The sequence below is a fragment of the Spirosoma arcticum genome, from assembly GCF_054779955.1.
Window position 1 is genome coordinate 80487 of sequence record NZ_BAAGXG010000014.1, and the last position, 17265, is coordinate 97751.

A 17265-nucleotide genomic window follows, 5' to 3' on the forward strand; every position below is an offset into this window, starting at 1 on the left:
CCGGTCAGAAAAAGGAAGTTAATGTACGTTTTGACGAAGGCTGATCATGCGCTTTACCCGGTCGGGCAGGTTTTTTTGGCGATACTTCCAATAGGTTCGTTTTAGATGGCTGCTGTCGGTAAACCCCAGTTCGGCAGCAATTTCGCTGATGCTCAAGGCTGTATAGAGCAGGCGGGAGTCCACCAGGTTGAGTTTATGCTCGGTGATGTAGTGTTTCAGCGACAGGCCAAACGTAGCCTGAAAGTATTCGCTGAAATAACTCCCGGCAATACCGAACCGACTGGCCAGCGCCCGAATGGTAAGTTGATCCGGTTCGGTGATGTGATACTGAATGAATGACAACAGAGCCTGATTTTTGGGGATCGTGGTTGTTTGTCCCGTTGCACCGAGGTTGCGAACGATAATCGCTAAAATGGCGTAAAGCAAATGTTTCTGTACCTCATGCGAGGCTTCGTGGTGGGTTTGATACTCGGTTATTAACACCTGGATCAGATTCGTCAACGTATGTTGTTCGCTGCTATCGGCCAATAACGGGTACACCTGCCGATTGGGACTGTGACGGATAAATTCAAGTTGGAGCAGACTCGTCGGTTTATCATCAGAGGTCGTTTTGGTGAGGAAGCCGGGTAAAAATCGGATCAGATGAACCTTTGCTAAACCGGCCAGTTCGATGGTACAGCGTTCGTCGGGCAGGAGCATAAAAACGGCTCCGTCAGCGAAAGGAATGTGCGCTTGGTCGATTCGCTGAATGCCTGTTCCCCGCTCAACAAACACAAGTTCAAAGAAGCTAATCGCTGTATGGTTGCACACAATCTTATCAGTGACTACTGATGTGATTTCGATAGGTCGAAACAGGTGTTGATACATTTCATGTAATCGGTTTGTATCAGGATAACATGAAGACATGGTCAGCGTTTTGCCAAGTGTGAATTGGGCGCGTTCATCCAAAACGTGACGCATATTTCTTACAAATTGGGGTTTAACGATATGGCCCGTGTCAACCGACAATTCACAATCACCACCATCCAGTGCCAACGGCCGTTTCTTGTATCAGCCGCGACCCGCCGAACGAGCAAAAACCTACCCTCTTCGGCCTGCTTCCTGTCGCCCGCAACCCGCCCAACAAGCCCTTGAAAGCCGATGCACCCAACGCCCCAATGGGGCTGATGGATAACGAGTCAGTTGCCTGAACGCGAGCAACTTGCAACCTTTACACCCCCTGTTTATTGGGCTGAATGCCTGCCTTCGGGGCGAGCAACCTGTCGCCCGCCAAGCCGCCCACGCGGAGCGGAACTACACTATCCAACCAACTTTTCTACGCCAAGCGTCATAGTTCTCTTGTTCTGTTCGTCTCTCTTTCTCAGTAGGCGGTTGAAACTGCTCACTGCTAACCTGCGCTTCTAATTCAGTTAACCTTTCTTGAAGACTATTCAAACCAATCTCTGAACGGCGTTGATTGACTTGCTCTGGTGAAGCATCAAGCCTATACACCGTTAAACGACCGTCAACGCCATTGTCGAATTGTGTTCCATAAGACTGCGGACGGTTCTCATATTTGGCAATTCTGTCGCTCAGAAAAGCAATATTCACTGGATCAATATCGCCCGTGTCTTGTTCGTTTTTCATCAAACTAAGACAACTTCTCATGAAATCGGGCAAGCTGATAGCGTGTTGGACTATCAACCAAGCTGCTTGGCTGGCTTCTTCACCTACTTGCTTTCGTGTCGGCCATCCAATCTGAGCAATTATCTTTTCTAAAGCATGAGCATTCTCATGATGGACTTTCTCCATTTCTGAATTGTAGGAACCGAACAATTTCCCTTCTTCAATTAGCCGTTGTCGAACAGTAAAATCGTTTTTTCGACGCTCAATTAGTTCTCTGGCAATCTCAGAGTAAATCATTTAACCGGCAAATTTAACTGTTTACACAACTGGCCCGACCGGGGCGTTCGCATTGTCGCACGGAACCCCGAAATGGAAGCCCAAATCTGCCTGTCGCCCGCAACCCGGAAATGCAGATACTTTACGAGCGAACATCCAACACCCCAGGGGGCTGATGGTGTGAAAGTTACTTGACTAAACGCGAGACGTTTGCACCTTTACACCCCCTGTCCGTTGGGCTGTGACTTGCCTTCGGGGGCGAGCATCTTGCCGCACGAGACGACCCCACGGGGAGCGGACAACCATATAAAGAGGTGGTTTACACCCTTGCAATCACATCACTCGCTATTTTTTTCAATTCAGTCAGTGACGTTTTTGCGGTAATCTTATTCACTTTCAAGCGTATCATTTCGTTGCCTTTACGAGCAATGACCAGATAAAAATTCTTATTGTCGCTGTGGAAAAATGCTTCATCACCCAGATTAGCCAATATTTCAAAGCCAGCGTAAGATTGATTTGATTCTTTAAAGGTTTCAAACGTTTTTTTTGCATCAATTTCAGCTCCATAGCTTTCAAATATAAAATTTAGAGCCACTCTCTTATATATTTTTTCATCGGTTGAATTAGCGGTATAAGTGCTTTTGTACTTATGTCCTCCATTTTCCAAAGAACTTACACTTTCTTTAAGCTGACAGGATTCCCCTAAGATTCGTTCGGCTTCTTGTATAGTTAATTTATGACCACCAAGCGTGGTTTTCTCAATATTATGGGCGTTGAGAAACGTGACAAATAAAATGCAGATGAAAGTTTTCATATTATTTTCTACTTTAATTTTGACTTGGTTAGAAGTTTAGTCTGTCAACCAGAACCCGATTAATGCACCAAAACTTGGCTTGTCGGGACGTTCGCCCTGTCAGCCGAGATCCCAAAATGGAAGCCTAAACCTGCCTACGCTGGGCGTTCAACTTGTCGCACCAAACCCGCCCCGCAAGCACTTGATGGACGGGCCACCCAACATAGATATGTACGCAAAACTACGAAACTACATCTATATGATAATCAGTAAGTTACGGTTAAGTGTCGTTCTGCGTTCACTACTGTTATCTATTGATGCCGAAGGGTTATGTAACCACGTTACAATGGTAAGTAATCGAATAGGTTTCTACAAGCGAAATGACTAAGCGGTATGTTCAAGTTTCGGTGCAACGAATGTGGGACATTGACGGACCGCCGAATCGTGGCTACTCAAACTATTTCTTTGGCGACGACAAGCAGTTGTACCGCTTCAATTTACGAGGAAGCGTACAACGCAATAAACGCGTCATGATCGGCTACACGCAGGGGTACTTACCATGCCACCACCCGGCTGGCGGTTCCTTTTTGCGTCAGGTCGCCGGGCAAGCGGGTAAGAATCTCGTTCTTAAGCGCGTGGATCAACTTACGTTTCAGGAAACTCCGGTGAATGACTACGCTAACCTCACGTACGGGCTGGGGCGGGGCACCCACCGACTGGTCGAACGGGCGGAGCCGCTTCCGGCGCTCCTCGCTCATGTCGACGGTGGCTAAGTAAGGAAGCAGCGTGAACCCTCCCTGTTTGTCGATTAGCTTGATCAGCGTTTCGAGCGAACCGGTTTCGTATTGCAGCCGCATAGGTCGCAGCCGGGCAAGTTCGGGCTGCACGCTGCCATTGGTCAGTTGGTCGGCCCCGCACAGGTTCATGACCTGATTGCGGAAACAGTGGCCTCCGGTCAGCAGCCACAGGCCGTCGGTTTGCAGGTCGGCGGGTATAATGGCGGTTTTCGCCAGCAGCGGGTGCGAATCGGCCGCGTACACAACGAACGGTTCGCGGAACAGCGGCATCTCGGTAATGCCGTTCTCGGTGAGGGGCGTTACCACCAATCCCACGTCGATCAGGCCGTTGCGGAGTCGCTCCACAATCTGCTCCGTCATCAATTCCTGAATCTGCACCGAAACGGCCGGGTGCTTTCCGATAAACTCGCCAATAAAATAAGGCAGCAGGTACGGGGCCAGCGTCGGGATGATACCGATGCGCAGATCGCCCTGAAAATCATTTCTCGACTCGCTGATAATTTCGGGAATGCGCCGGGCCGCCCGCAGCACATCCCGCGCCTGCATCAGAACAGCTAAGCCCGTTTCGGTTGGTATAACGGGTTGCCGGGACCGGTCAAACACCAACAGACCCAGTTCATCTTCCAGCTTCTGAATCTGCATACTCAGCGTCGGCTGCGTAACATGGCAAGCTTCGGCAGCCGTGGCAAAATGCCGGTATGTGTCAACGGCAACGATGTATTCGAGTTGGGAGAGGGTCATTTTAGGGGAATGAACAATGGGTAATGGATAACGAACAATTCATGATGCCGATGGGGTGTATTACTCATTGTTCACCATTCATTACTCATTATTCATTCTTAAAACTACTTTTGTTTCATAAAACGCCATTGTCTATGAAAACACGTCAACTTCTGTTGTTTTTCCTGATTTTAAGTGCTTCGGCTGGGGTGGCCCAGTCCAAGAAATCGGCGAATCCGCCCGCGCCGGGTTTCGATATGGCCGGTTCCGATCCGAAGGCCGTACAAGTTGCCGATCAGGTCATGGCCGCGATGGGTGGCCGGAGAGCCTGGGACGATACGCACCTGATTGCCTGGAATTTCTTTGGCTTTCGCAAGCTCGTCTGGGATAAATGGACGGGAACGGTGCGGGTCGATAACCTGCGCGACGATCAAACGGTGCTGCTTAATATCAATACCGACAAGGGCCGGGTGTTTCGCAACGGCAAAGAACTGACGGAGCCGGACTCGGTTACCAAGTACGTGAAGGCGGGTAAGTCGGCCTGGATCAACGATTCGTACTGGTTGGTGATGCCCTTTAAACTCAAAGATTCGGGTGTGACGCTCAAATACCTCGGCGACACGACGGCCACCAAAGACGGCAAACCCGCTGATCTGATTCAAATGACGTTTAAAGGCGTTGGCGTTACGCCCGACAATAAATACCATGTTTGGGTCGATAAGCAGTCGCACTTGGTGACGCAGTGGGCGCACTACCCGAAGTACACCGACGAAACGCCCCGCTTCACGCTGCCCTGGAGTGACTACCAAAAGCACGGCGACATTCTGCTCTCCGGCGAACGGGGCGACCGTGATGTGACCGAAATCATGGTCTTTTCGGGTCTTCCCGGTGAAGTATTCAGCGACTTCACTCGCACCGACTTCTCCCGATACCCGCAGGCGAAATAAGCTTATCAGTCGGTGAGTCGGTCAGTTAGTAAGCAACTGACTGACCGACTCACCGACTGATAAACTAACTCCTTAAAACTCCTGTTTCCTCTGTATGGAAGCACCTGTTTTGCAGCCGCCCGTTGTGGCACCGGCACCCGTTGGTAAAACGGGCGTATTGATCGTTAACCTGGGCACACCCGACAGCCCCTCCGTGCCGGACGTGCGCAAGTACCTGCGCGAATTTCTGATGGACGGTCGCGTGCTCGACGTGCCGTTTATTCCGCGCTTTCTGCTCGTAAACGGAATCATTGCCCCGTTTCGAGCGCCTAAGTCAGCCAAAATTTATAAGCAGCTCTGGGCCGAAACCGGATCGCCGTTGAAGCATTACGGCCACATCGTTGAGCGGCAGTTGCAGCAGGCGCTCGGCGACGAGTACGTGGTCAAATTAGCCATGCGTTACCAAAGCCCCAGCATCGACGCGGGTTTGGCCGACTTTCAGCGGATGGGTTTGACCGATCTGGTCGTGATTCCATTTTTCCCGCAGTATGCCTCTGCCTCGACCGGGTCGGTGTATGAGAAGGTGATGGACATCCTGAAAACGTGGCAGGTCATGCCCAAGCTCCGGTTTGTCAATCGCTTTCTGGAGCATCCCAAGTTTATCCAGGCGTTTGTTGAAGCGGGCCGCAAATACCTCGCCGAGCGCAACTACGACCATGTGCTGTTCAGCTACCACGGCCTGCCCGAACGCCAGATTCGCAAGGGCGACGTAACGAGGGACGTGTGCCGGTTTGGCGATTGCTGCGGCTCGCTCACGGCCATGAACCAGCACTGTTACCGGGCGCAGTGCTTCGAAACCACGCGCCGGATCGTGCGCGGGCTGGGGTTGGCGGAGGGCACCTACACCACCTGTTTTCAGTCGCGGCTGGGCCGCGATCCGTGGATCAAACCCTACACCGACGACATCATCAAGGAACTTCCGGCCAAAGGCATCAAAAGCGTGCTGGCTTTCTCGCCCGCTTTCGTATCCGACTGTCTGGAAACAACCATTGAGGTTGGCGAAGAATACAAAGAGTTGTTTGAAGAACGGGGCGGTGAACACTGGCAACTGGTCGAGAGCCTGAACGATAATCCGTTGTGGATCGAAACGCTGGTCGATTTAGTCAAAACAGCCTAAGTGTAAATGATTACCAAAAACGCCCGCTGTAAGCTTACGGCGGGCGTTTTTGATGTAAATAGTGTTCTGACGCTGACAAAATGATGAACCAGTTTACTACTGCGCAGCCACTAATTTCTCTTTTGGAACGAATGGCACTGATTTGGCCTCGACGGGTTTTTGCGTACGCAGGTAGTCATATATTGCTCCCAAATCCTGTTCGCTCATGCGGGCATACATCGTCCACGGCATCTCGGTGTTGGCTTCGCCCGCCTGTACGTCGGGATGGGTTTGCTTGGCGTAGGCTTTGAAGCGGGCAATAAAGGCGTTGCGCGTCCAGGAGCCGATTCCCGTTTTGGCCGGGGTGATGTTGGCGGAGTAAACCGTGCCCGTCGGCATTGGAAAGGCGTTGCCACCGGCAAAGTCCATACCTGGAACCGGATCGCCCCGGTCGTCGCGTTTGGTGTGGCACTCAGCGCAGGCGGCAAACGTAATTAGGTACTGTCCGTAAGCGATGCGGTCGGTGGGGGCGGGGCGTTTGCCGCCCTCGGTCCGGGCGGGTAGCGTGTTGATGATAAAATTCACGGGAAAGTCAGACTCCGAGGCCGGTACCTCATTTTCAATGGGGCGCAACGACCGCAGATACGCAATAATGTCTTTGATGTCGTCGGGGTCCATTTGCGCGTAGTTTTTGTAGGGCATCACCGGAAACAGCGCGTGTCCGTCGCTACTGACCCCGGTCGTGATGGCGCGGTACAGTTCGCCGTCGGTCCAAGTGCCGAGGTGGGCGGGTGTCAGGTTGGGGGCGTAATAGTTGCCCGGAAAGCCATCTTTACGCAGAAACCCGGCGCCCCCTTTTCCTTCCGTTCCGGCCACCATCGGCGCCGTTAGTTTGGTGAAATCGCGGGTCGAGTGGCAATCGATACAGGCTGCTACGTGATTGGCTAAATACCGACCGTGTTCAATCTGAGCGGTTGTGGGCCGGATGGTCAGCGCCGGAGCCGGACCAACGTTGGGCAGCGCCAGTTTAACATACGCTAAACCTATTGTGACGAGTAATGCGAACGCCCCAAGTGCGCCCAGGATAATTTGTACCGTTCGCTTTTTCATTTTTGAGAATCTGAGAGGAAGAATTATCCCCAAATTTTGCCCAAAATGAAAATTTGTCTTTTGCATAGTTGGTGAGCGGCAGGTCTTTTGACTAATCGGTAGTGTGGCCGCAGCCTTACCGACAAAAAAGCCGCTCTCTGCACAGAGGAGCGGCTTTTTCAACTACATATATGGGTTGTTGTGGGGCTTAAGCCGCCATGCGCAGGTACGGTTCCTGGCTTTGGTGCTGTTCCAGCATGGGGGCGATGGTGGTGTTCATTCGCTCCCGCACAAAGCTCTCCTGCAAATAAGCGGGGAGTTTAGCCACCAACTGCCGGTAGGCGTCAACGCCGAGTGCTTTGGCAATGTAGGCTTCGTGAACGCCGTTGATGTGCGACACAATGTTGACTAAGCTCTGGTGAAAAAGCTTCACGTCGATCTCCGAATCCACAAACCGCTCAATCTCGCGGTTGGTCGACGAGATGCGTAGGCGGCTCAGCATATCGAAATACGTGGTGTAGCCAATTTGCTTCGCCAACTGCTTGTACTGCTCAACGCTGAACTTCTGTAGAATCTCGCCCGTCTTGGGGCTGCGCAGGGCCGTCTTCGGGTTATTCTGGATCGCGTTGCGCAACGACTTCACGCGCTGGTCGCGGGTGGTTTTCAGGAACTGCGCCAACTCGGCTTGCGCCGAACCCGCCCGTGATGGCAACAACAGATCCGTTTTGGCCGCTACACTGAATCGTTTGGCCATTGGCAGCCGTTGAATGCGGTAACTATTGATAGGGCCAAGCGCGTAGTAACCGATGGACGCCGGGTAATAACCCCGCACGACCATATTACCAATCCGCTTGCGGATCAGCTCTTCGTTGCTGACGTTAACGCCCTGCACGGCCAAAAACGCCCGCGCACTGAACAACGCGCTGTAGTACGCCTGCGGGAACGTCCAGTGGAGTGAGCTTTGCAGATACTGCTCGTCGTTGACAACCGGCGTAATGCGAAGGGCATATTCGGCACTCCAGCTATTGAGTAACAGTTTCTCCAGCGCCCGACGACTTTCGTCCGTCACGCGGCCGTAGAACTGCTGAAATATGGGAAACTTGGCCACATCAAACAGGTCATTCTGGTGCTGGATGTGATAATCCATTGCAAAGAAATGGTTTAGAAACACCTGCGCCGGGATGGACTTCCGCCAGGTCTCGTCGGTCGGCAGGTTGCCCGCTGGTGCCTGAGCAAGCGGTGCCTGAGCGTTCGGGGAGTGCATCGAAACGTTGGTTGTCTGTGTCATACAATACTAACGAAAAACACATTTTCAGCGTTCATTTTTGTCTAATTATTTCAAGTATTTAAACTTGCTGAAAATCAGCAAGTTATCTATTGTTTTTACCCTTAAAAAATGCCCCTCAAAACGGTGTTCGATGCGTTGTCGTCTATGCTGTTTTTTAGCCGTTTGGGTGTACTTTTGGGCTGCCTTTTTGTGCTGCTCTTAAACAATGAAGCGAATCCAATCCTTACGTATTGCCAGTTGCCTGGTGTTCAGTTCCCTGCTGTATTGCGGGAGTTGGGCACAGCCGAAACCCAGGGCTGCCTCAGCCCCGGAAATGACCTCAATTGCGGGAAGCATAGTCGATGCTGCAACCAATCAGCCTGTTGCCGGAGCGACCGTTTTGGCCAGAAATCAGGCGGGGAAAGTCAATGCACAGCAGCGCGTTGGCCCGGATGGAACCTACCGGTTAAGTCTCAGCGACTCGAAGCAGGAATATAGTCTGGTCATGAACGCGGCTGGTTACGAATCCCACGAAGAACGGGTAGCCTTTACCACGACAACGACCATCGCCACCCAACTGATAAAGAGACCTACTAAACTCTACCGCATCGGTACGAAGCCCGCCAGCGCCACTACGGTCGCTGTAGCGCTCCCAGCGTCTACATCGTCGGCAGAGGCTGCAACGCCCTTACCTGAGGCTACCGTTACCGCACCGGCTACGGTGGTGCAGCCAGATGCATCACCTGCAATTTCTGCCCGGCCCAGCCCGCGTTTAACGCCCCCCAAAACGCTCGATGCCAAAGTGGTCTATACGCCCCCGCTCGTGGTAGCGGCTCCCGGCAAAACCACGCAATTGCGGGCCATTCAGTTTGTGCAGAGCAAGGCCGAACTGCTGCCCGACGCGCAGCCCGCGCTGGAGCAATTAGCCACTTTCCTGAAAAGTAATCCTACCACCGAGATCGAACTGGGTGGGCACACGGACAATCAGGGGGATTTCGACGAGAATCTCCGGCTGTCAAAACAGCGCGTCGAGGTAGTGAAGGCGTATTTAGTAACCAATGGCATTGCCGCCAACCGGATTGTAACGCGGGGATACGGTCCTACGCGCCCTATTGGCAGCAACAACGCCGAAAACACCCGCCAGTTGAACCGGCGGGTGGAAATGACGGTGCTGAAGCAGTAAGACCAGGAGACTTTGCCAAAGGCTCCGCGCCCCGGTTCAAAACTTTGGCAAAGTCTCCTGGTCTTACTGCTTCCTTCTCAGAATCATTTCTGCCACCTCCCGGCCGGTTTGCATGGCCGCGTTAAGCGACGGGTACGCTGTTTGGTCGCCACACTGGTAAAGCGATTCGGTAAGTTTTAGCGGCTGGAGCGCAACACTGCCATCGGTGGGCGGGTTGTAAGCTGGCAGCGCGTGGGGCAGGTGATACGTTCGCAGATGACGCCAGGTGCGGACTTCTGCGCCGAGCCAGTCCGTTAATTCCCGCTGAATCCGTTCGGTCAAAGCCGCTTCATTAACCGTTTCCAGCCCCTGCGTACTAACCGAAATCAGGGTGGCACCAGCGGGTGCGTAGTCCGGGGCTACGTCACTCATCACGGCGAGGTTATGCACTGCCGAACCGCGATTTGGATTGAGCATCAACAGTTTTTTCTTCGGGATCGCTCCGGGGCTTTGGGGAGCCGCGAAGTAGGTGCAGGTTGTGCGGTTGAACGACCGCTCGTGGGGGGTGGCGCCTGCCCGACCAGAAGCGCCCGACAACGTAGCTGCCTGTGTTGCATCAACCGCCAGCACAAGGGTACTACTGATGAGCGTTTCGCCGGAGTCGAGCACAACGGTGTTGCCGTCGATGCGCCGAACCAGCGTTTTCAGCCGAATCTGTCCCGCCGACAGCCGACCCGCCAACTGCTCAGGAATGGCCCCGATGCCCCGCACGGGCACGGCCGCATCACCCGCAACGAACATTCTAAAGCAAAACTCGAAGAAGTTGCTCGATGTGGTCAGCGCGTTTTCGAGAAATACGCCCCCAAAAAACGGCCGGAAGAACCCGTTGATCATCCGGTCCGAAAAGCCAATTTCGTGCAGCAGGGACAGCGTTGTGGTGGGCGTCTGCCGGAACAGCTCATCGACGGGGAGTGCCAGCGTCCGGCGCACTAAGGCCAGAATCCGCAGTTTATCCCCCAGGGTGCCAACGGGCGAAGCCAGCGTCCGAAACACCGACAACGGCTCCTGAAGGGGATTGAGCAGCGTCATCCAGGGAGACGACGCGGGTGCCGGATTCCGAACCAGCGCCCCCGACCGAAACAGTTGCAGGTCCAGCGCGTCGTAGTTGAGCAGTCGGCGGGCTTCGGGGTAGGCCGTCAGCAGGATTTGAAACCCCCGGTCGAGTCGAAAACCGTCCACGACGTCGGTACGGACGCGCCCGCCCACGCCATCGGCTGCGTCGAGTACCAGCGCATCAACGCCCGCCTGTTTAAGGTAAACGGCGCAGGTCAGGCCAGCCATTCCAGCCCCAATAATAACTACCGGTGAATCGATTGACAACATGCCAATGGGTTGAGTTGCGTGACTAAAAAGCAAAGATATTGACTCCATGAATTGGCTGGCTGCCGACGGCTGAATTGGCTGGTACTATTTTTATAAAAATTGGCTAAAAGATAGATAATAAGAAATTAACATACTGATAATCAATGAGTGTAAAAACAATGGGTTTGCTTTTTATGGTGAATTGTTAATTTTGCCGTGGCAGATTGTGTTCTCATTATATGAAGCTGTTAATCGTCGATAACTTCGATTCCTTTACCTACATGCTAGTCGATTATCTGCGGCAGGCGGGGGCGGTCTGTCGGGTAGTTCGCAACAACGAGCCGATGGCACAGTTCATTGATGAACCAGTCGATGGGGTCGTTTTATCGCCGGGTCCGGGCACACCCCGGCAGGCCGGGCGGCTGCTGAACGTCATTGCGCACTACCACCGGCGCGTGCCCATGTTGGGCGTGTGTTTGGGTCATCAGGCGCTGGGCGAGTTTTTCGGAGCCAGTCTGGTGTCGGCGGTCTGCCCGATGCACGGCAAGGTATCCACGATTCGGACCGTGACGGATGATGCGCTGCTGCGTAATCTTCCAGCAACGTTTGCCGTTACGCGGTATCACTCGCTGCTACTTACTAACTTGCCCGCCGACCTGATTAGTACGGCGGTTACGGAGACCGATGAGGTGATGGCGATGCGCCACCAAACGTTGCCGCTGTGGGGGGTGCAGTTTCATCCCGAAGCCGCACTAACCCGGAATGGCCTGCAACTGCTGACAAACTGGGTTCACTTGGTACGAAAAATAAGACAACCTGTTGTCGCGTGTGTGGGTGTCTAAGAGTTCCTAATTGAAAAACACAAACACCTGAACACGCCAAACACAAAAACACGTTATTCCTTAGTTACTGCACCGTTAACCGTTCAAGTCGTATGAACTATCAAATTCGGGAGGAAGCGGGCTTTCGCTACGTAGACGAAGGCCAGGGCGAGGTACTCTTGTTGCTGCATGGTCTGTTTGGGGCGCTCAGCAACTGGGACAGCGTTATCGGTACGTTTTCGGACCGCTACCGGGTCGTGATTCCGCTGTTGCCGATTTACGAAATACCCATCCGGCAGGCCAGCCTCGAAGGATTGCTGACCTTTGTTCAGAAGTTCGTCGTTCAGAAGTCGCTGCAGGACCTTACGCTGCTGGGCAATTCGCTGGGTGGTCACTTGGCGCTGCTCTACGCGTTCAACAACCCCGACCAGGTTCGTCGGTTGGTACTTACGGGCAGTTCGGGGCTGTTTGAGAACGGCATGGGCGGTTCGTTTCCCAAGCGGGGCAGCTATGATTACATCGCTGAGCGGGTGGCCTACACGTTCTATGACCCGAAGGTAGCCTCCAAAGAGCTGATTGACGAAGTGTTCGGAATCACGAGCAGCATCCCGAAATGCATGAGCATCGTAGGTATTGCCAAATCGGCTCAACGAAACAACGTCGCCAAAGATTTGTACCGGATTCAGGTGCCGACGCTGCTCGTCTGGGGACTGAACGACACCATCACACCCGCCGAAGTGGGGCATGAGTTTAACCGGCTCATTGCCCATTCGGAACTGTATTTCATCGACGAGTGCTGCCACGCGCCCATGATGGAGTGCCCTGACCGATTTAACGAACTGCTCGAAAACTGGCTCGTCCGGTATCCTAATGGGCGAGTTAGTCAGTTAATAGGGATTGACTAACTGTTTTTTTTACTGTGCCGGAAATTACGTAGTTTTCTGCCGTTCTGTTTCATATATAATCAAGTAGTATGCTGGCTTCCGAACTCATTGATCCCATGCTCCCGTCCCTGAAGCCAACCGATCTGGTGGGGCAGGCGCTGGACTGGATGCAGGAGCATCGCGTTGGACAACTGGTGCTGACCGATCAGGGTGAGTATCGGGGCGTGATTAGCGAAGAGTTGCTGATGGACGTTGCCAATGACGGGCAACCGCTGAGCGATGTAATGCGGCTGTTCGAGCAGACGTTTGTCTACGAAGATCAGCACTTATACGAAATTATTGGGTTAATTCTTCAGCACCGGATGGAGGTTGTGGCCGTGCTCACCGAAGAGCAGGAGTTTAGCGGCACCATCTCGGCAAATGAATTGCTCAAGCAGTTTGCCCAGGAATTAGGCGTTCAGGAAGCGGGGGCTATCCTGATTTTGAACATGAACGAGCGCGATTATTCCCTGACCGAAATCAGCCGACTGGTGGAGTCGAACAACGTCAAAATCATTAGCAGCTACTTCTCCAGTGCCGCCTACGGGATGCCCGACCGGTCGCGGCTGACGCTCAAACTCAACCGTCGGGATATTACGCCCGTCATTTCCACGTTCGAACGATTTGGCTACCGTATCGAAGCGGCTTTCGCCAACGCCCCCGTCGAGAGCATTGACCAGGAGCGGCTCGATTCGTTGCTCCGTTTTTTGAACACGTAACTTATGAAAATTGCCATTCACGGGCGCAACTTTCCCGAATCGGCCCGGCCCTACATCCAGTCCATGTTTGAGGAGTTGGCGAAACGGCAGGCTGAGGTTGTTATTTCTGAAGGTTACCGCGAGTTCTTAGATAAGGCGGGGGTGGCCCATTACAGCGAAGCCACTTATTCAACGACCGAGGGCGTTGCCGACGTCGACTTTATCTTTAGTTTGGGCGGAGACGGTACGCTGCTCGACGCCGTTACGCACGTTGGCCCCCGGCTCATTCCCATCATCGGCATCAACATCGGTCGGCTGGGTTTTCTGGCAACGGTAGCCCCACCCTCCATCCGGCTGATGATCGACGCGCTCTTCAACGGGCAGTTCAGCATCGACGAACGGACGCTGGTGGGGGTGCGGTCTAATCAGGACATTTTTGGTAACCTGCCTTTTGGTCTGAACGACTTCACCATCACCCGCACCCAAACGTCGTCGATGATTACGGTACACACCTACCTCGACGGCGAATTTTTAAATTCATACTGGGCCGATGGGATCATTGTTTCGACGCCGTCCGGTTCCACGGGTTACTCGCTCAGTTGCGGGGGGCCGGTGTTGCTGCCCCAAACAAATAATTTCATCATTACGCCCATCAGCCCGCACAACCTCAACGTGCGGCCCATGATTGTGATGGACACCTGCCAACTGGCGTTTGAAGTCGAGAGCCGCAGCGGCAACTTCTTAGCCGCTCTGGATTCCCGGTCCTTCACCGTCGAAACGTCGGCCCGCATCAGTGTTCAGAAAGAAGCCTTCAAAGCGCGGTTAGTGAAACTCAGCGACGACAACTTTCTCAACACCCTGCGCAGCAAACTCAACTGGGGCTGGGACATCCGCAACTAACGAGGCAGGAAAACACGACCATTTGTACTAAACGTTACGCGGCCATCCCCACCTGTCCAGGCGTTATTTCTGTGTGAATAGAACGGATCGTTATATTTGCACAGAAATAACGCCCGTTATGAAATACATTTCCCTCCTTTTGGTCCTGGTTAGTTCAACTCTACAGGCGGCTGTTTGGCCCGACAGCACGATTGAATCAACCGATTCACTTCGTAAGATTCAACTCAATGAAGTGGTCATTTCTGCTTCCCGCGTATCAGAAAGTATCTTGAAATCGCCGGTCAGCATCGACGTGATTGATGCCCGGCGCATTCGACTCTCCGCCCAGCCGTCGTATTTTGATGCGATTGAGAACATCAAAGGCGTTCAGTTACTGACCTCCAGCTTGGGCTTTAAAGTGTATAACACGCGGGGCTTTGCTGCCACCACCAACGTTCGCTTTGTTCAACTCGTTGATGGCCGTGATAATCAGGCACCCCACATTGGAGCCCCCATTGCCAGCGCACTGGCGCCGTCGGATTTGGATATTCAACAAGTCGAGCTCGTACCGGGCGTGGCTTCGGCGCTCTACGGCATGAACGCGCTGAACGGCTTAGTCAACATTTTGACGCGCAACCCCTTCGATTCGCCGGGGCTGAGTGTCGGGCAAAAAACCGGCCTTAACCACGTGGGTGATGCGGCCGTATCGCCTAAGCTTTATTCCGAAAGCAGCATCCGGTATGCCCGCCGGATTGGCAACCGCTTCGCCCTCAAAGTGAACTTGGTTTATCAGCGTGGCTATGATTGGGTGGCCGGTAACCGCAATGACCTGAACCCCAACGGCAACGCGTCGCTCAGTTTGTTTGGAGCCGATAACCCGGCCTACGACCCGGTGAATGGCTACGGCAACGAAGCGGCTAACCGCCGAACGCTGACGCTGGGCGGCAAACGATACAGCGTTAGCCGAACGGGATACTACGAAGCCGAGGCTACGGATTACCGATTGCGAAACCTGCGGGGTGATGTCTCGCTGCATTACCGGTTCTCGCCAACGGTCGAACTGGCCTATACGTACCAGGGGGCCACGTTAGACAATGTGTATCAGCGCACCAACCGGTTTCGGCTCGACAACTACCGGCTCGACCAGCACAGTCTGACCTTAACCACGCCTTCGGTTCAAATCCGGGCTTACCGCAGTCACGAAAACACGGGAGAATCTTATAACATCCGGTCCATGGCCGAAAACATCGACCGGTCGTCTAAAACCGATAACCAGTGGTTTACGGCCTTTACCAACCAATTTAATGCCGGTACAAGGGCGGGTTTATCGGTGCCGGATGCGCTGCGCGATGCCCGCTCTGTGGCCAATCAGGGTCGGCCGGTTCCGGGTACGCCCGCTTTTGATGACTTGATTGCTAAACTCCGCGACATAAACAACTGGGACATTGGCGCGGCCCTGCGGGTGCAGTCCTGGATGTATCATGCCGAAGGTCAAATTGAACCGACGCGGGTGCTGTGGCAACGGTTTCGGCAGCAGACCGGCCTGAACATTCAGGTTGGATTCGATTTTCGGCGGTACGTGGTTTTCCCGGATGGCAATTATTTCATCAATCCCACCGAGCCGGGCAACAACCTGATTTATGGCAAAACCGGGGGCTTTGTCCAGCTTAGCCGCGCGTTTCTGGCCAATAAGCTAAAGGTGGCCGGATCGTTGCGGCTCGACAAAAACACCTACTTCGACGCCCGCCTGAATCCCCGGGTGTCGGTCGTTTATTCGCCGACGGACGCGCATAACATTCGGCTTTCGTACCAGAACGGTTATCGGTTTCCTTCTTTGTTTGAGGGCTTCACTAACATCAACTCGGGCGGGGTAAAACGAGTCGGTGGCTTACCGATCATGTCGCAGGGTATTTACGAAAATGCTTACTTAGTCACCTCCATCAATGCCTTCCAGACGGCCATCACGACCGACGTCAACACCAACGGACTAACGACCGCTCAGGCTATCCAGAAAAATCAAGGGCTGCTCCGAAAGAGTCCGTACACCTACTTAAAACCCGAACAGGTCAACAGTTTTGAATTGGGTTATAAGGGATTGTTTTTCAAAAATCGGCTTTACATCGATGCCGACGTGTACTACACCGCTTACCAAAACTTCATTGCGCAGGTGAACGCCAACATTCCCCGAAGTAACAATCCAGACTCGCTGGCTATTTATTTTTCGTCCGCAACCACCCAGAGTCGCTACCGGTTGTGGACTAACTCGCGAAGCCGCGTGTTTAATTACGGAGCCAGCGCAGGCCTTCGCTACAGCCTAACCCAAACCTGGTCGGTGGGCGGCAATGCGTCGTTTGCCCGACTCGACCGGGCCGAAAATGGCGACGGCTTAGAGAGTTCGTTTAACACACCCCGCTGGATTACGAACGTCAACCTCTCGAATGGCAATTTGTGGCGGGGCGTGGGCTTCTCGGTGAACTACAAACACCAGGACGCCTTTTTGTGGCAGTCGGAACTGGCCACGGGCAACGTAGCGGCCATCAACACGCTGGATGCTCAGGTGAGTTACCGGCTCCAGAAATTACATCTTTTAGTGAAAGTGGGCGGCACGAACGTAATGAATCAGCCCTATTACACCTTCATCGGCGGCCCGGCGGTTGGCGGATTTTATTACACGAATTTGGTGTGGGAACCCGGTTTTTAGTTCGTGAGCAATAAAGTAGGGTCAAAATATTCGCCCGCATCAGCGTTCAACTCTCAGTAGCATAGGTGCCTCTCATTTTATGTTATCCAT

Annotated in this window: 16 protein-coding genes; 9 read left to right on the forward strand and 7 right to left on the reverse strand. The window is 53.4% G+C overall.

What is annotated here, in order from left to right; genetic code table 11:
- Positions 1–18: 18 nt before the first annotated feature.
- On the reverse strand, positions 19–867 hold the full coding sequence (locus tag ACYVHB_RS25375) for a helix-turn-helix transcriptional regulator (RefSeq protein ID WP_461054618.1): 849 nt from the start codon (positions 865–867) through the stop codon (positions 19–21).
- Positions 868–1028: 161 nt separating this feature from the next.
- Here ACYVHB_RS25375 and ACYVHB_RS25380 point away from each other — a divergent pair, with 161 nt between their 5' ends.
- Entirely contained in the window at positions 1029–1190 is a 162-nt protein-coding gene (locus ACYVHB_RS25380; protein ID WP_461054619.1) for a hypothetical protein, read from the forward strand.
- A gap of 103 nt (positions 1191–1293) precedes the next feature.
- Here ACYVHB_RS25380 and ACYVHB_RS25385 read toward each other — a convergent pair whose 3' ends face one another.
- From ACYVHB_RS25385 to ACYVHB_RS25395, 3 genes are all read right to left on the reverse strand, one after another.
- A complete protein-coding gene (locus ACYVHB_RS25385) occupies positions 1294–1902 on the reverse strand; it encodes a DUF6624 domain-containing protein (RefSeq protein ID WP_461054620.1) in 609 nt (202 codons plus the stop codon).
- Positions 1903–2200: 298 nt separating this feature from the next.
- On the reverse strand, positions 2201–2695 hold the full coding sequence (locus ACYVHB_RS25390) for a hypothetical protein (protein ID WP_461054621.1): 495 nt from the start codon (positions 2693–2695) through the stop codon (positions 2201–2203).
- Positions 2696–3228: 533 nt separating this feature from the next.
- Entirely contained in the window at positions 3229–4212 is a 984-nt protein-coding gene (locus tag ACYVHB_RS25395) for a LysR substrate-binding domain-containing protein (RefSeq protein ID WP_461054622.1), read from the reverse strand.
- A 134-nt stretch (positions 4213–4346) separates the two neighbouring features.
- Here ACYVHB_RS25395 and ACYVHB_RS25400 point away from each other — a divergent pair, with 134 nt between their 5' ends.
- Together ACYVHB_RS25400 and hemH are read left to right on the forward strand one after the other, a co-directional pair.
- Positions 4347–5138 carry a hypothetical protein gene (locus ACYVHB_RS25400; protein ID WP_461054623.1) on the forward strand — a complete coding sequence of 264 codons (792 nt, stop codon included), beginning with the start codon at positions 4347–4349 and terminating at the stop codon, positions 5136–5138.
- Between the two features lie 94 nt (positions 5139–5232).
- Positions 5233–6294 carry a ferrochelatase gene (gene hemH, locus ACYVHB_RS25405; RefSeq protein WP_461054624.1) on the forward strand — a complete coding sequence of 354 codons (1062 nt, stop codon included), beginning with the start codon at positions 5233–5235 and terminating at the stop codon, positions 6292–6294.
- 96 nt (positions 6295–6390) lie between these two features.
- On the opposite strand, the gene ACYVHB_RS25410 is transcribed toward hemH, so the two are convergent.
- Complete coding sequence (locus tag ACYVHB_RS25410) at positions 6391–7383, reverse strand: c-type cytochrome (RefSeq protein WP_461054625.1); 993 nt, start codon at positions 7381–7383, stop codon at positions 6391–6393.
- 187 nt (positions 7384–7570) lie between these two features.
- Positions 7571–8650 (reverse strand): hypothetical protein, encoded by a 1080-nt coding sequence (locus tag ACYVHB_RS25415; protein WP_461054626.1) that lies wholly within the window; start codon positions 8648–8650, stop codon positions 7571–7573.
- Positions 8651–8963: 313 nt separating this feature from the next.
- Between ACYVHB_RS25415 and ACYVHB_RS25420 the strand changes: the two genes are divergently transcribed.
- A complete protein-coding gene (locus ACYVHB_RS25420) occupies positions 8964–9812 on the forward strand; it encodes an OmpA family protein (protein WP_461054627.1) in 849 nt (282 codons plus the stop codon).
- A gap of 63 nt (positions 9813–9875) precedes the next feature.
- On the opposite strand, the gene ACYVHB_RS25425 is transcribed toward ACYVHB_RS25420, so the two are convergent.
- Positions 9876–11174 carry an NAD(P)/FAD-dependent oxidoreductase gene (locus tag ACYVHB_RS25425; protein WP_461054628.1) on the reverse strand — a complete coding sequence of 433 codons (1299 nt, stop codon included), beginning with the start codon at positions 11172–11174 and terminating at the stop codon, positions 9876–9878.
- 218 nt (positions 11175–11392) lie between these two features.
- Here ACYVHB_RS25425 and ACYVHB_RS25430 point away from each other — a divergent pair, with 218 nt between their 5' ends.
- The 5 genes from ACYVHB_RS25430 to ACYVHB_RS25450 all read left to right on the forward strand — a co-directional run bounded on the left by ACYVHB_RS25430 (position 11393) and on the right by ACYVHB_RS25450 (position 17175).
- A complete protein-coding gene (locus ACYVHB_RS25430) occupies positions 11393–11995 on the forward strand; it encodes an anthranilate synthase component II (RefSeq protein WP_461054629.1) in 603 nt (200 codons plus the stop codon).
- A gap of 92 nt (positions 11996–12087) precedes the next feature.
- Entirely contained in the window at positions 12088–12879 is a 792-nt protein-coding gene (locus ACYVHB_RS25435) for an alpha/beta fold hydrolase (protein WP_461054630.1), read from the forward strand.
- Between the two features lie 68 nt (positions 12880–12947).
- Positions 12948–13616 carry a CBS domain-containing protein gene (locus ACYVHB_RS25440; RefSeq protein ID WP_461054631.1) on the forward strand — a complete coding sequence of 223 codons (669 nt, stop codon included), beginning with the start codon at positions 12948–12950 and terminating at the stop codon, positions 13614–13616.
- A gap of 3 nt (positions 13617–13619) precedes the next feature.
- Positions 13620–14495 (forward strand): NAD kinase, encoded by an 876-nt coding sequence (locus ACYVHB_RS25445; RefSeq protein ID WP_461054632.1) that lies wholly within the window; start codon positions 13620–13622, stop codon positions 14493–14495.
- A 118-nt stretch (positions 14496–14613) separates the two neighbouring features.
- A complete protein-coding gene (locus ACYVHB_RS25450; RefSeq protein ID WP_461054633.1) occupies positions 14614–17175 on the forward strand; it encodes a TonB-dependent receptor in 2562 nt (853 codons plus the stop codon).
- Positions 17176–17265 lie beyond the last annotated feature (90 nt).

Bases quoted from the DNA above. Each gene is read 5' to 3' on its own strand.
- ACYVHB_RS25415 (WP_461054626.1), bottom strand. From the start codon at position 8,650: ATGACACAGACAACCAACGTTTCGATGCACTCCCCGAACGCTCAGGCA.
- ACYVHB_RS25395 (WP_461054622.1), bottom strand. From the start codon at position 4,212: ATGACCCTCTCCCAACTCGAATACATCGTTGCCGTTGACACATACCGG.
- ACYVHB_RS25425 (WP_461054628.1), bottom strand. From the start codon at position 11,174: ATGTTGTCAATCGATTCACCGGTAGTTATTATTGGGGCTGGAATGGCT.
- ACYVHB_RS25375 (WP_461054618.1), bottom strand. From the start codon at position 867: ATGTATCAACACCTGTTTCGACCTATCGAAATCACATCAGTAGTCACT.
- ACYVHB_RS25390 (WP_461054621.1), bottom strand. From the start codon at position 2,695: ATGAAAACTTTCATCTGCATTTTATTTGTCACGTTTCTCAACGCCCAT.
- ACYVHB_RS25400 (WP_461054623.1), top strand. From the start codon at position 4,347: ATGAAAACACGTCAACTTCTGTTGTTTTTCCTGATTTTAAGTGCTTCG.
- ACYVHB_RS25445 (WP_461054632.1), top strand. From the start codon at position 13,620: ATGAAAATTGCCATTCACGGGCGCAACTTTCCCGAATCGGCCCGGCCC.
- ACYVHB_RS25435 (WP_461054630.1), top strand. From the start codon at position 12,088: ATGAACTATCAAATTCGGGAGGAAGCGGGCTTTCGCTACGTAGACGAA.
- ACYVHB_RS25420 (WP_461054627.1), top strand. From the start codon at position 8,964: ATGACCTCAATTGCGGGAAGCATAGTCGATGCTGCAACCAATCAGCCT.
- ACYVHB_RS25410 (WP_461054625.1), bottom strand. From the start codon at position 7,383: ATGAAAAAGCGAACGGTACAAATTATCCTGGGCGCACTTGGGGCGTTC.
- hemH (WP_461054624.1), top strand. From the start codon at position 5,233: ATGGAAGCACCTGTTTTGCAGCCGCCCGTTGTGGCACCGGCACCCGTT.
- ACYVHB_RS25440 (WP_461054631.1), top strand. From the start codon at position 12,948: ATGCTGGCTTCCGAACTCATTGATCCCATGCTCCCGTCCCTGAAGCCA.
- ACYVHB_RS25385 (WP_461054620.1), bottom strand. From the start codon at position 1,902: ATGATTTACTCTGAGATTGCCAGAGAACTAATTGAGCGTCGAAAAAAC.
- ACYVHB_RS25450 (WP_461054633.1), top strand. From the start codon at position 14,614: ATGAAATACATTTCCCTCCTTTTGGTCCTGGTTAGTTCAACTCTACAG.
- ACYVHB_RS25430 (WP_461054629.1), top strand. From the start codon at position 11,393: ATGAAGCTGTTAATCGTCGATAACTTCGATTCCTTTACCTACATGCTA.